This is a genomic window from Carnobacterium sp. FSL E2-0243 (assembly GCF_038003605.1).
GTDB classification, from domain to species: Bacteria; Bacillota; Bacilli; order Lactobacillales; family Carnobacteriaceae; genus Carnobacterium; species Carnobacterium maltaromaticum.
This window is the reverse complement of the sequence record NZ_JBBOPM010000001.1, coordinates 338,676-351,979: the sequence shown is the minus strand read 5'-3', so window position 1 is coordinate 351,979 and position 13,304 is coordinate 338,676. Positions and strand designations below refer to the sequence as shown.

Genomic DNA, 13,304 nt, shown 5'->3' with positions numbered 1-13,304 from the left:
GGGATTTTATCTAACCGCACTTATCACTTGGTATTTATTCATCAAACGAAAAGAAAAATAATCGTTGCTCATTTAAGTTGCGATTCATTCTTGATGAGACAACGGACAATTTGTTTCATCGTCTATAAAAAGGAGGCTATTTCAATGGCTAAAAAGAAAACAATCAACTATAAAGTAACCGATCAAATTTATAAATTTGCAGCAACCTCTCATCGTAAAAAGGTGGTCGATCACTTTAGTTCATCACTAGATGGATTAAATACAAATGAGGTTCTAACAGCGCGTAAAAAATATGGTAGCAATGAAATTCAGCATGAAAAACCTGAATCCATTCCAGCTAAACTTGTACGAGCTTTCATCAATCCTTTTACACTTGTTTTATTACTACTTGCTGCCATCTCATTTGTTACGGATTATTGGATTGCTGCTCCAGCAGATAAAGATTTAACAGGAGTAATCATCATCGTTACAATGGTGACAATCAGTGGTTTATTAACTTTTGTTCAATCCGTTCGTTCAACCAATGCAGCTGAAAAGCTAAGAACCATGGTTAAAGTGACTGCGACAGTAACTAGACGCACTAGCGGGAAAACTGAAATCCCAATGGAAGAATTAGTTTGCGGGGATATCGTTCACCTATCAGCTGGAGATATGATACCAGCTGATATCCGAATTTTGAAATCAAAAGACTTATTTATTAGCCAAGCTGCCATGACAGGTGAAAGCAATCCTGTTGAAAAATATGAAATTGATTTAGCTCCGAACACAAAAAATTCCAACGTGATGGACTATGAAAATGTAGCTTTTATGGGCAGCAATGTTGTGAGTGGTTCAGCAATGGGCATCGTTATTGCAGTCGGCCCTTATACGCAATTTGGCCGTATTGCCCATGATGTTTCAAGAAAAAAAGGTGATACTAGTTTTGAAAAAGGGATTAATTCTGTTTCTTGGTTATTGATTCGTTTTATGGCGCTAATGGCACCAGCTGTCTTTATTATTAACGGTTTAACAAAAGGCGATTGGTTAGAAGCTTTCTTATTTGGTTTATCAGTCGCAGTAGGCTTAACACCTGAAATGTTGCCCATGATTGTAACAACAAACTTAGTCAAAGGAACTCTTTCCATGGCTAAAGAAGGAACTATCATAAAAAATATCAACTCTATTCAAAATTTTGGTGCAATTGATGTGCTTTGTACTGATAAAACAGGAACATTAACACAAGACAAAATTGTCTTAGAGTATCATTTAGATGTCTTAGGTAAAGAAAATGATCGTGTTCTAAAACATGCTTTCTTCAATAGCTATTACCAAACAGGTCTTAAAAATTTAATGGATTTAGCGATTATCGAAGCAAGTCAAAATGAACTAAACATTCCCATTAATGAATACGAAAAAATAGATGAAATTCCTTTTGATTTTAATCGCAGACGGATGAGTGTCGTGATTCGAAACCAAGATGGGAAAACACAAATGATTACTAAAGGTGCCGTTGAAGAAATGTTGAGTATTTCTTCTCATGTAGAATATATGGGCGAAGTCACCGTTTTGACTGAGACTCTAAAAAATAAAATATTGAAAACTGTTGATGATCTAAATGAGGATGGTTTACGCGTTATCGCTATCTCTCAAAAAACGAATCCAGCAGCAATTGGTGAATTTTCAGTTAAAGATGAGTCAGATATGGTGCTAATGGGCTATCTAGCTTTCCTCGATCCACCAAAAGAAACAACAAAACCCGCACTTGAAGCCTTAGCTAAAAATGGAGTAGCTGTAAAAATTCTGACAGGCGATAACGAAAAAATCACCCGAACTGTTTGTAAACAAGTTGGGATTAAAGTAAAAAATGTTGTTTTTGGTAGTGATATTGATTCGCTTGACGAGGCGCAGCTAACTGCGGTAGTTGAAGAAAACAATATTTTTGTGAAACTATCTCCGCAACAAAAAACACGGATTGTAAAAACATTGCGTAATAATGACCATACAGTTGGTTTCATGGGCGATGGAATTAACGATGCTTCTGCAATGAAAGAAGCTGACGTTGGAATCTCTGTTGATACAGCTGTAGATATTGCTAAAGAATCAGCAGATGTTATTCTTTTAGAAAAAGATTTATTAATTCTAGAAAAAGGGCTAATTTCTGGTCGTAAAATATTTGGAAATATCATTAAATATATTAAAATGACAGCTAGTTCTAATTTTGGTAACATGTTCTCTGTTTTAGTCGGAAGTGCTTTTCTACCATTCTTACCAATCTTACCGATTCAAGTTCTCTTTTTAAATTTAATTTACGATATTTCATGTATCTCAATTCCTTGGGATAATGTCGACAAAGAATATTTAGAAAAACCTAGAAAATGGGATTCTTCTTCAATTGGATCTTTCATGAAATGGATTGGTCCAACAAGTTCAGTTTTTGATATTACAACATATCTGTTAATGTTCTTTGTCATTTGTCCACAAGTTTTAGGCGGAAGCTATAGCTCTCTTCCACCTGAAAAACAATTGATTTTTGCAGCTTTGTTTAATGCTGGTTGGTTTGTAGAATCACTTTGGTCTCAAACATTAGTCATTCATGCATTACGGACTCCAAAAGTTCCGTTCCTACAAAGTCGGGCATCTTTCATTGTTACCACTGTTACAGGTTTAGGAATTGCTGTTGGAACAGTGTTGCCTTATACAAATTTAGGAGCTCACTTGGGCATGGTTCCACTCCCACTTAACTTCTTTGGTTGGTTAGCCTTGACGATTATCGCCTATCTAACCTTAGTAACCTTTATGAAAAAAATCTATATTAAACGCTTTGGTGAATTGCTTTAAGTCGTTAAAAAAAGCAGCTGAGAAAATTTCTCAGCTGCTTTTTATTATAAATCATGAAAAATAGGTTCCATCTTATCAAAGGTACAGAACTGTGTATAACCAATACTTTTCAACAATTCTTTCGATTCTTTGATTTTCCATGCTAAATGTTCAGGCTTATGGCTATCACTTCCGATTGTAATAATCTTGCCACCAAGTTCATGATACAGTTTTAGAATTTCAATAGAAGGAGTTAAACCATTGATTTCATAGCGCTCCGAAGAGGTATTTAGTTCAATTCCTTTATTATTGGCAATCACAATTTTAAGGATCTTTTCTATTTTAGCTTTACTGTAATGAAATAGATCAACTTCCTTGTCTAAATAACGTCTGACTAAATCCATATGAGCGAGTACGCTATAATCTTGATAAGCAGTCACTAGTTGCAACATTTCATTATAATAACAATCATAAACTTCCTCATGAGTACGTCCTTTTTGAAACTCTCCTAACCAAAATTCCTGATCTTCAATTTGATGGATTGATAGCAAAATAAAATCAAAAGAGTGGGAGTGGTAAAGCTTTTCAAATGGCTCAATTGTATGAACTTGCATACCAAATTCTAAGCCAGTCTTTATTCTTATTTGATCTGCATATTTTTTGGTCAACCTTTCTAATTCAGAAAAATATAAGTCATAGTGAACATTCTTAACCTCTTTATTCGCTCCTATTTGAAATATATCTTCTGGCTGCCAATCTGGTTTGACGCCATAATCTACATGATCAGTAAAACATATTTCTTCTAAACCAAGTTGAATGGCATCTTTTACAACATCTTCCATTAAATACCAAGAATCATCACTATAATCGCTATGAACATGGTAATCTGCATACACCATAAACGTTTTCCCCCTCCAGTATCAAATAGAAATAGGGCTACTTCCCTTTGACTTGTCATCAGAAGTAAGTAGCCGTCTTTCGGTTAGTTCATTGATAGATTTATAACTTTAGCTAGAGCTTATCTTATCGAACACGGACACCAAAACTTGGTGGATTATAGGAAGAAACACTCGAAATTTTCACTACGTCACCAGTTTCAGGTGCATGAATATACTGGTTCCCGCCCATATAAATCCCTACATGATGGGTCGATCCTCGACCACCCCAAAAGATTAAATCACCAGCTTGAAGCTGACTTAATTCTAAATAGGTTCCTTGGTATTCTTGTTGATAGGTAGTTCGTGGCAAGCCAATTCCCAAACGCCCAAAGACATATTGAACAAAACTTGAACAATCAAAACCGACTGTATTGGCACCTTCCCCAAAACCTAAACTTGGACCATTTGTATTTCCACCACCCCAAGAATAAGGTGTTCCAATCCATTTCTGGGCCTCCGCTAATAACGCTGGTACATTAAACCCTACCGTTGGAGGATCCGGTGTGGGTGTTGGTACTGGAGGTTGTGCAGGCGGCGGGGTTACTTCCAAAGGTTTTTCTGGTTCTACGACACTAACAGGCGTCGGGTTAGATGCTTGAACTTTTTCATCCTCCGTTTTTTTGTTAGTTGCTGCAGCCAAAGCTTTTTCTTCAGCTAGTTTTTGCTCATCTGCAACTTTCTTCAAACGCTCATTCTCAGCTTGTTGTAATTGTGCCGCTTCTTTTTCGCCAATATATTTATTTTTTTGCTCTTCCTCTGTACTACGTCTTGCTGCTAAGTCACTTTGTAAAACAACTTGTTGCAATTGCTTATTTTGCAGCTCAGATTTCTTTTTCTCTGATGCTAAAATGGTTTCATTTAGTTTCTTAATGGTCATATCAATTTCAAATTGGCTCGCTTCTACCAATTTTTTGTCTTGCTCTTGTGTTTTAAGAATAGATGTATTTGCAGAAATTAGCGTCCAGACTGCATGAATTCTTCCTAAAACTTCAGATATTGAAGTAGCTTCTGTAATCATTCGCAAATAATTAGCTGGATCGCCATTAACTTGAGCTGCTCGAGCTTGATTAGCTATTTCAACTTCTCTTTGATCGATGATTGTCGTTAATTTTTCAATATTTTCATTTAACCGTTGCTTATCTTGATTTAACCCTTTTTCTTTTGTTGCTAATTCAATCGCCGTATTTTCTATTGTTGCCATATCTGTTTGGACCGATTTCAATTCTGCCTCTACTTTTTGTTCTTGTTGGGCAACCTCATTAATTTTTGTTTCTTGTGAAGTGATTTTATTATCCAGCTCATCTGCCCAAACACTTAAAGGCATATTAAGCACGGAAGTAGACAATAAGCCAAGTACCACTAATTTTATTGCTTTTTTCTGCATTTTTTCCCCTCCTGATTTGTTTAATTATCTATGTACAACTACTTTATTAGTATAGCATATGTATTTTTTTATTGCTTCTGCAAAGGCTATTATCCACTAATCTTAAGAATTTAATTTGTACCTTTGTGTAGAAAAAATAAAAAAACTGCGGATAAATCCACAGTAAAAATGTACAATCTTATATTATTTATCCTTTTGATCTGGTTTATAAAAAATACTAAATGCCGTTGCTATGACAAAAGCGTAGACTACTGTCTGGATGATAGTAGGCTGACTTCCAAAAACTAAATCAGCTATGGCAACAATAAAAATAGCGGCAATAAAGTTACCAATAAAAAAAGTTAAACGCTTTTTCCGAATAAATTTACGAAAAGCTTCCATAAATCCAACTCCTTTGTTTAAAATAAGTAGCTTGAGTATAACACAAATAAAACTTGACATGGTATCCATTACACAGCTTATGATAGAGAAAGAAACAAATTAGGAGGAATGCGTTTATGTATCAATTAATTGCTTGTGATTTAGATGAAACACTCATTGGTGAAGATAAACAAGTATCGAAAGAAAATAAATTAGCCATCCATCAAGCTCAACAAAAAGGTGTCAAATTCGTTATCGCAACAGGTCGTGGTTATCGAACGGTTCAAGATACCTTAGTCGAATTAGGGTTAGCAGATTTACCAGCAGAATATGTGATTTCATTTAATGGAGGAGTTATTACTGAAAATAAAAACAATCAAGTCTTAGAGTTCAATGGCATTACTTTTGAACAAGGCGAGCAACTTTTTAATTTTGGTCTAAATTATGATGTTTGTATGCATATCTATACAGAAGACGACGTCTATATTTACAATTTTCACGAAGAAGAAAAAGCGTATCTTAATGGTCGTATCAACAATTGCATTGAATTAATCGAACCCTCAATTGAGTTTTTACGTGATATTCCCTTGGTTAAAGTTTTGTATCAAAATCTAGATAAACATTATTTAGAACAAATCCACGCAGATATTACTCCTATTGTTCAAGATGCATTTGATATCAGCTATTCATCAAATCGATATATTGAATTTAATCATCAAGGAGTCAACAAAGGTTCTGCCTTATTACGCTTAGCAGATCGACTTGGAATTCCTCATAACCAAACGATTGCAATCGGAGACAATACAAATGATTTGACGATGATAAAAGCTGCCGAACTTGGAGTTAGTGTTCAAAATGGAACTCCTGATGTAAAAAAAGCTGCTAATTATATTGCACCTGAAACTTTTAGGGAACATGCGGTTGCGGCTGTAATTAATAAATTCGTATTGAAATAAACTGAAAACCCAAGACAGCTCCTACTAACGGGGCCTGTCTTGGGTTTTCAGTTTTATTTAGACGAATCGTTTCCACAGCTATCTTTATCTGGTTACAAAAGCTTGATTCTCGTAAACTTCAGAAAATCTCCTCAATCGAAAGTTCACGATTGACTGTATTTCCTTCCAGTTTAGACGAATCAGAGCAGCTTTTTCCACACCTATCTAAACATGGTTTGAGTTGCTTTAGCTAATACTTTAGGATCTTTATTATGAGGAGTCACCGGTATAATTTTTTTGTTAATATCAAATAGCGTATATACCGCAATTCGTGCAGCACGAACAGAATATTCTTCTGTAAAGACCATATCTTTTGGAATCTCTACAAATTGGCTAATCATCGCAAAATTCGTACTTCCTTCTGGTACAACTTGTGGACGATCACTCATTGCACGAGGTTGGAATTGTGCATCGATATAAGGCATGTAACATGGAATGACATTCACAACATCTGCTTTAATGTCTTCCCAGTCTTCTTCCCATTTCAAATGACAGATTAATTCATATAAAATTTCTTCCCCAGTACACTCTTTCATTGGTTTTTTTACATAATCCCCAATGCGATCTGGGTATAAACCATAACCCCAGAAAATAGTTGTATTCGCATCTTGAGCTTTAAAATGAGGTTGCGCTGCAACAACAATACTCATTAACCAATTAGAATCTTTAAACGTCATCAAAGCACCACTACCTGGAATATTTCCAGTAAAGCGTTCAATCCGTTTCAATAATTCATCCCCACGATTTGTCACCGTAAAACTTTGCCAATTCGTTTCAGACTCATGTGCAAAGAATGGCTCAGGATTGCCTAAATTAGCTTTCTTTTGAGCAATTTTATACCATAATTCTCCTGAAATCGGACGTTCTTCTGGCACTGGAGCAGGTGTATTAAAATCACCTTCTGTCGTACTATCTGTCATGCATGCATTCGTCATCATCACAACATCGCCAGCATTTAAGTCAATTGTTGATCCATCAGAAAAGTGGAGTGTTTCGGCAGTAATTCCTTCTCCATCTTTAAAATCAATATCTGTTACAGTTTTATTCATGCTGAAATCAACTTGATGTTTATCCAAGTAATCCTTTAATGGCAATATAAGACTTTCATATTGATTAAAACGAGTACGTGTCACACCTTCAAGTGTATCGATTCGACTGAATTCTAGCATCATTCGATTCATATAACGACGAAATTCAAACAGGCTACTCCATTTTTGGAATGCAAAGGTAGTTTGCCACATAAACCAGAAATTGGTTTCAAAGAAATGTGGTCCAAACCATTCTTCAATTGTTTTATTGTCTAATTTATCTTCTGGCATTGCTAATAATTTTGTCATTAATGCTCGGTCACTGTTGTCAAAGCCCATTGAATGCGCATCTAAAATAGTCCGATCTTTATCAATTAATCGAGCTTGAGCATGAGTTGGATGTAAATGATCAAAATTTAAAATTTCTTCTGTCACACTTTGATTTGGCATTTCTAAAGAAGGAATACTAGCAAATAACTCCCAGAAATTTTCATAGGTTTCTTCATTTAACATCCGACCTCCACGACATAAAAAGCCATCCTTCATCGTTCCAGAACCGTCATTACTTCCACCTAGAATGTCCATACCTTCAATAATGTGAATATTTTTACCTGCAAAATTTGCATCACGAATCAAATACGCAGCCCCTGATAAACTACCAATTCCACCGCCAATAAAATAAACTTGCTTGTCGCCATAATAACGCGCTTTTATTTCTTCATCTACCTTTTTTTCATCTGCTTGAACTTTGCCTTCTTGCAATTTTTTTGTTCCATAGGCAGCACCTAAAACTGTTGCACCAGCTGCGATTAGTCCGATTGTTTTTTTACTCATCCTAAAATCCCTCCCGTTTTATTTAATAAAACGAGTATATCTTAAAAAGTCGGAACTGACTCTAGCCAATCTATAGGAACTGTCTTAAATTCAGACAAAACAAGACAATTGTCTAGTAATAAAATTGAGTTATTTGTTAACCTTCATGTAACCGTTGATAGGCTAAAAGTTCAGTATCATTGGCTAAACGAACGAATTGAGTCGCAATCGTTTCAGGAGTTTCTTTCATCCCAACTTTAATCCAATCAACTAAAACACCGCAACACCCATAAGAAAAGAAGCGGGCATAAAAACACCTATCTGCCTGACTGACGTGATTCTCCAAATCTAAACGCTCAAATAATTCCATAAAGAGTGTACTTGTCACTTTAGAAAAACAAGCTGATAAAATTTCAGAATCACTGCTAACTGTATTTTGATAAAAATCAGCTTTCTCTTTGATTTCAATCAACATTTTTAAAACATGTTCCTCCCAATTTTCTAGTGTTACTCCTTCAGCTAAATAGCTAAAAGCACCTACTTGATACGTCCACTCCAACAAATCATACTTATCTGAAAAATGATAATAGAGTGTTTGACGATTTAATCTACATTTATCTGTAATATCCGCAATACTAATTTTATCAAAACGCTTATAATGGCACAGTTCGATTAACGCATCAGAAATAGCTTTTTTAGTAATGAATGAATCCTTCATAAGAGCACCTCTAGCCTTCATAGTTGATAGAATTTTTTTCACAAGTTCTCTAATAGTAGTTTACCACGAATCTCACTTTATATTCCAATTTCGACCTGATTGGATAATTATAAACCCACTCTAAAAAAATACCTTAACAAATCCTACATTTAACAGTATAATGATACATGGTAAAGCGAATTTTAAATCAGAAGGTGAGTGAAAATATGGGTCGTAAATGGGCAAATATTAAAGACAAAAAAGCATCAAAAGATACGAATACCAGTCGTATCTATGCAAAATTCGGTATTGAAATCTATGTAGCTGCAAAGCAAGGTGATCCTGATCCTCATACTAATCAAAAATTACGATTCGTCATTGAGCGAGCAAAAACCTATAATGTACCTAAACATATTATTGATCGGGCAATTGAAAAAGCCAAAGGAAATGATGAAGACAATTATTCTGAGCTACGCTACGAAGGCTTTGGACCAAATGGTTCTATGATTATTGTGGATGCACTAACAAATAATGTCAATCGTACTGCCTCAGATGTCCGTGCTGCTTATGGTAAAAATGGCGGAAACATGGGTGTTAGTGGAGCTGTTGCTTACATGTTCGACAACACAGCTGTTTTTGGTGTCGAAGGAAAAGATGCAGATGAGCTATTAGAAATTCTAATGGAAGCAGATCTTGACGTACGAGATATTTTAGAAGAAGATGGTCAAGCGATTATTTATGCTGAGCCAGCTGATTTCCACGCCGTTCAAGAAGCACTAAAAGCGAGTGGCATTGAAGAATTCACAGTTGCTGAAACAGAAATGTTGCCACAAAACGAAGTCACTCTTGAAGGTGATGATTTAGTCAATTTCGAGAAATTAATTGATGCTTTAGAGGATTTAGATGACGTTCAAAAAGTTTATCACAACGTTGATTTAGGCGAATAATAATAAAAAGAGACAGAGTGTACTCTGTCTCTTTTTATTGTAGTTTCTTTTATGCACTAGGAGGCATAAATTGAATGATTTTTTTATTCAGATGTGCATATCCACTTGCAATGCTCATAACAATCAATAAAAGCTCTAATTCATACCCATTAACAAAACCACTTGTTGATTTCAACATAAAGATAGCTGTTCCCAATATTGCAATGAAACCTAATGAAACTAACGGAACCAACAAACCAATAATCATAAAAATACCACCGACAACTTCAATTAAGGCAATAATTATCGGCATAAAACTTGGCAAGCCTAAGCTTACAAAGAAATCTGTTGTGTCTGATAAATTCATAAATTTTTGAATTCCATGTAATGCCATCGTAATTCCTAACATAATTCTAATCAACAATAGACTAATACTTACTTTATTTTTATTTGCTCCCATTCATCTATCACTCCCATTTAATTTTTTAATCCCAAGCCTGCTCTCCAGTTACTACTTTTGCGCTCATTTCCAAAGAACCTTCAGCTAAATCAGGATAAGCTGCTTTCATTTTTTGCATAATTTCTGCGCTTGTTTGACTTGATTGTTCAACTTCAATAAATTTTTGGATATAGTCTTTAGTAAATGTAATATTATCAGCAGTAAATTTATTCCCTTGACCAAAATGACCTGGGATAACTGTTTTAGCTTGCAATTCTTCCAAACCAGTTAGATCATTAATCCAATTTTCTTGGCTCTCAACCGTTTTAGTATCAGCCATAAATAAATGCCCATCTGTTGAAACTGGAATACCGCCCAAAATTAACTGATCTGTTGCATTATAAAGCACTGGTTTATCTGTCCCAGTAATTTGAAATTTTTCATTTCCTAATGCTACCTTGTTATCAATGGCTTCTGGAATAATCACCTCTTTAGGCGCTTTATCTTTTAATGTATCTGCCCAGACTGTTAATTTATTTTCATACGTACTCTTAATGCGGTCAATTGTCCCTTCAGTTGCTACAACTTTTGCAGTTGGAAAAGCCTCTTGAATAAAAGCTGTTCCAAAATAATAATCAGGATCGCTATAAGATACATAAATGGTTTCTAAATCAATTTTTTTCGACTTAATTAATTGAATCGTTTTATCTGCATCATCTTTAGAAAACTGAGTATCAACTAGTAAACCTTTGCCATCCTTTTCAATCAACACAGCTGTTGATCCAAAAACGGGATCTGGATTCATCACATAATAGGTGACATTTTCACCTTTAATTTTTTGATAATTCGTTTGTTTTCCCTCTTTTTTCTTTTGCTTGCTTTCTGTTTGATTTTTTTCGCTCTTACTAGATTTATCCATTTTTGATGTCGCTCCACATGCAACTAAAAAAACTGCCATCACAGAAATACTTATATAAATAAGTGCTTTTTTTATCATCTTATCTTCTCCTTATAATAAAAGTTTGTTGAGCTACTTAGCTCCGGCAGAAAAATAGTGAATTTCAAGAAAACTGCTTTTTTACTTTTTTTGGAAATTCATCTTTTTTCCGAGGAGTTAACTCATAAAAACTAGCCGTATTGAACACAAACTAGGCGTATCTAAAAAAATTTCTGATTTTAGATACGCCTGCTTCGTTAGAAATTTTTACTCTTATTTAGAACCAACTGTAAAACGTTGATTGATGTGTTTACCAGCTTCAGCTTCATCAAGCAAAGCAATCGCATAATCTGCATAAGATATTTCACTTGCTCCAGCAGCATTGGCCAACAAGTTGTCTAAACCAACTGTATAGCTGCCAGTTCGTTCACCATCAGGTAAGAACATCGCTGATGGGCTTAAATACGTCCAAATAATCTCATTATTTGCTTTCAATGCATCAAATGCTGTGCCCATATTGCTTGCTGTTGGTAAAAAGGCATCTGGAAAATCTGGTGTGTCCATCACACGAATCGTTTTCGCTGGATCAACGTATAAACTACCTGCTCCACCCACTACAATCAAACGCGGTGTTTTATGTCCTGCTAAAATTTTTGTTAAATGAGCCAAACTTGTTTGATGTAACTCTTCTTGACCATGTGGCGCATTAAATGCATCTACTAAAATATCAAACTCTTTTAAATCTGCATAACTGATTTCTAAAATATCACGTTCTAAAACTGTCACTTGGCTATCTGTAATTTTTGCTGCATTTCTAACAATAGCCGTAACCTCATGTCCTCTTGAGATTGCTTCCTTCAAAATCATCGTTCCTGCTTTACCACTTGCTGCAATAATTCCAATTTTCATCTTATTTTCCTCCTGTTTTTTGTAACCATTCAAGTTACAATCGATTTAAAATAAAAAGGTGAACGTTTCTTGTTCAACCTTATACATCCTGTGAATCAAGTAGCTTGGTCAAGTTGTTGAATCTCTTCAATCGTATCTGCCAACGTCACCTGTTTTAACTCATTTTCTAACGCTTCTTCTGCCGTCTGCATCACACCTTCTAATGAATGTTGAATGTTTTTCCCGACAATACAATTTGGATTTGTATCTTGATGTAAAGTAAATAAATCCTTACTTGTTGGGTTAACCGCCTCATAAATATCATAAAGGGTAATATCTGTTGGTTCCTTGATTAACGAAATACCGCCAACACCTGGCGCAGAATCAACGAGTCCCGCTTTTTTTAAAAGACCAACAATTCTTCTAATCACAACTGGATTTGTATTAACACTAGCTGCAATAAAATCTGAATAAACCGTTGTTTGCCGATTTAAAGCAAGGACAGATAAAACATGAACCGCTACAGGAAACTTTGTTGAAATACTCATAACAACCCTTCCTCTCTATCTGTAACCATTATAGTTACAATATAAAAATAAGTCAAGAGTTTTGGTGAAAAATAATAAAATAATCGCTCCTTTAACAATAGAATGGCTCTATTATCCCTTTCTATATAAATCTAATACTTGTTTGAAATCACTTGGATTTCCTCCAATCGGGTAATTTATTGGGAGTAATGCAGTAAAGCTTAGTACATAGAAGCAGAAATTAAACTCTTGAACAAATGAATTATCCCAAAATAAATTGATAATGAGCCAGATCACTGTGGAAAACAGTATTCCATTTAGAAAGAAAAACACTAATTCAAACTTTGACTGATTTTCCTTATAGTTAACACCAGTATACCCTCTAAAAATAAAAAAGTATTTATTGATTCTAAATTTTTTAAAGCTCCATAATTCAGGTCCGTGACCCAAACTCACATAAAGAAAGTCTCCGCCAATTAGTTTGATTGCAATTACATGGCCTAATTCGTGTATAAGTAACACAAGATATAATACAAAAATTAACTGAAAATTGATTTCTATTTCCATAATTACCTC

The 13,304-nt window shown here is 34.8% G+C and carries 13 protein-coding genes; 3 read left to right on the top strand and 10 right to left on the bottom strand.

What is annotated here, in order from left to right:
- The first annotated feature begins 144 nt into the window (after positions 1-144).
- Positions 145-2,817 carry a magnesium-translocating P-type ATPase gene (gene mgtA / locus MHI00_RS01685; protein WP_317914515.1) on the top strand — a complete coding sequence of 891 codons (2,673 nt, stop codon included), beginning with the start codon at positions 145-147 and terminating at the stop codon, positions 2,815-2,817.
- Between the two features lie 44 nt (positions 2,818-2,861).
- Here mgtA and MHI00_RS01680 read toward each other — a convergent pair whose 3' ends face one another.
- From MHI00_RS01680 to MHI00_RS01670, 3 genes are all read right to left on the bottom strand, one after another.
- Positions 2,862-3,695 carry a histidinol-phosphatase HisJ family protein gene (locus tag MHI00_RS01680; RefSeq protein ID WP_016356657.1) on the bottom strand — a complete coding sequence of 278 codons (834 nt, stop codon included), beginning with the start codon at positions 3,693-3,695 and terminating at the stop codon, positions 2,862-2,864.
- A 124-nt stretch (positions 3,696-3,819) separates the two neighbouring features.
- Positions 3,820-5,118 (bottom strand): C40 family peptidase, encoded by a 1,299-nt coding sequence (locus MHI00_RS01675; protein WP_341110477.1) that lies wholly within the window; start codon positions 5,116-5,118, stop codon positions 3,820-3,822.
- 183 nt (positions 5,119-5,301) lie between these two features.
- On the bottom strand, positions 5,302-5,499 hold the full coding sequence (locus tag MHI00_RS01670; protein ID WP_341110474.1) for a hypothetical protein: 198 nt from the start codon (positions 5,497-5,499) through the stop codon (positions 5,302-5,304).
- A gap of 116 nt (positions 5,500-5,615) precedes the next feature.
- Between MHI00_RS01670 and MHI00_RS01665 the strand changes: the two genes are divergently transcribed.
- Positions 5,616-6,434: a Cof-type HAD-IIB family hydrolase gene (locus MHI00_RS01665; RefSeq protein WP_057001175.1), complete on the top strand. Its 819-nt coding sequence runs from the start codon at positions 5,616-5,618 to the stop codon at positions 6,432-6,434.
- Positions 6,435-6,634: 200 nt separating this feature from the next.
- Here the strand turns inward: MHI00_RS01665 and MHI00_RS01660 are convergent, their stop codons facing one another.
- Positions 6,635-8,335, bottom strand: coding sequence for an oleate hydratase (locus tag MHI00_RS01660; protein ID WP_341110471.1), 1,701 nt, complete (start codon positions 8,333-8,335; stop codon positions 6,635-6,637).
- Positions 8,336-8,471: 136 nt separating this feature from the next.
- Entirely contained in the window at positions 8,472-9,032 is a 561-nt protein-coding gene (locus tag MHI00_RS01655) for a TetR/AcrR family transcriptional regulator (protein WP_015077644.1), read from the bottom strand.
- 206 nt (positions 9,033-9,238) lie between these two features.
- On the opposite strand from MHI00_RS01655, the gene MHI00_RS01650 reads away from it, so the two are divergent.
- Positions 9,239-9,958 carry a YebC/PmpR family DNA-binding transcriptional regulator gene (locus tag MHI00_RS01650; protein WP_010053508.1) on the top strand — a complete coding sequence of 240 codons (720 nt, stop codon included), beginning with the start codon at positions 9,239-9,241 and terminating at the stop codon, positions 9,956-9,958.
- 49 nt (positions 9,959-10,007) lie between these two features.
- On the opposite strand, the gene MHI00_RS01645 is transcribed toward MHI00_RS01650, so the two are convergent.
- The 5 genes from MHI00_RS01645 to MHI00_RS01625 form a co-directional block, all read right to left on the bottom strand.
- Positions 10,008-10,397 carry a DoxX family protein gene (locus tag MHI00_RS01645; protein WP_010053507.1) on the bottom strand — a complete coding sequence of 130 codons (390 nt, stop codon included), beginning with the start codon at positions 10,395-10,397 and terminating at the stop codon, positions 10,008-10,010.
- 25 nt (positions 10,398-10,422) lie between these two features.
- A complete protein-coding gene (locus tag MHI00_RS01640) occupies positions 10,423-11,373 on the bottom strand; it encodes an MBL fold hydrolase (RefSeq protein WP_341110465.1) in 951 nt (316 codons plus the stop codon).
- Positions 11,374-11,586: 213 nt separating this feature from the next.
- Positions 11,587-12,222: an NAD(P)-dependent oxidoreductase gene (locus MHI00_RS01635; RefSeq protein ID WP_341110463.1), complete on the bottom strand. Its 636-nt coding sequence runs from the start codon at positions 12,220-12,222 to the stop codon at positions 11,587-11,589.
- 95 nt (positions 12,223-12,317) lie between these two features.
- Positions 12,318-12,749, bottom strand: a complete 432-nt coding sequence (locus MHI00_RS01630) for an Rrf2 family transcriptional regulator (protein WP_015077648.1) — start codon at positions 12,747-12,749, stop codon at positions 12,318-12,320.
- A gap of 111 nt (positions 12,750-12,860) precedes the next feature.
- Complete coding sequence (locus MHI00_RS01625; RefSeq protein WP_341110460.1) at positions 12,861-13,295, bottom strand: site-2 protease family protein; 435 nt, start codon at positions 13,293-13,295, stop codon at positions 12,861-12,863.
- Between the last annotated feature and the right edge of the window lie 9 nt (positions 13,296-13,304).

Coding starts and splice junctions, on each gene's coding strand:
- MHI00_RS01650 (WP_010053508.1), top strand. CDS start 9,239: ATGGGTCGTAAATGGGCAAATATTAAAGACAAAAAAGCATCAAAAGAT.
- MHI00_RS01645 (WP_010053507.1), bottom strand. CDS start 10,397: ATGGGAGCAAATAAAAATAAAGTAAGTATTAGTCTATTGTTGATTAGA.
- MHI00_RS01665 (WP_057001175.1), top strand. CDS start 5,616: ATGTATCAATTAATTGCTTGTGATTTAGATGAAACACTCATTGGTGAA.
- mgtA (WP_317914515.1), top strand. CDS start 145: ATGGCTAAAAAGAAAACAATCAACTATAAAGTAACCGATCAAATTTAT.
- MHI00_RS01675 (WP_341110477.1), bottom strand. CDS start 5,118: ATGCAGAAAAAAGCAATAAAATTAGTGGTACTTGGCTTATTGTCTACT.
- MHI00_RS01655 (WP_015077644.1), bottom strand. CDS start 9,032: ATGAAGGATTCATTCATTACTAAAAAAGCTATTTCTGATGCGTTAATC.
- MHI00_RS01640 (WP_341110465.1), bottom strand. CDS start 11,373: ATGATAAAAAAAGCACTTATTTATATAAGTATTTCTGTGATGGCAGTT.
- MHI00_RS01635 (WP_341110463.1), bottom strand. CDS start 12,222: ATGAAAATTGGAATTATTGCAGCAAGTGGTAAAGCAGGAACGATGATT.
- MHI00_RS01625 (WP_341110460.1), bottom strand. CDS start 13,295: ATGGAAATAGAAATCAATTTTCAGTTAATTTTTGTATTATATCTTGTG.
- MHI00_RS01660 (WP_341110471.1), bottom strand. CDS start 8,335: ATGAGTAAAAAAACAATCGGACTAATCGCAGCTGGTGCAACAGTTTTA.
- MHI00_RS01670 (WP_341110474.1), bottom strand. CDS start 5,499: ATGGAAGCTTTTCGTAAATTTATTCGGAAAAAGCGTTTAACTTTTTTT.
- MHI00_RS01630 (WP_015077648.1), bottom strand. CDS start 12,749: ATGAGTATTTCAACAAAGTTTCCTGTAGCGGTTCATGTTTTATCTGTC.
- MHI00_RS01680 (WP_016356657.1), bottom strand. CDS start 3,695: ATGGTGTATGCAGATTACCATGTTCATAGCGATTATAGTGATGATTCT.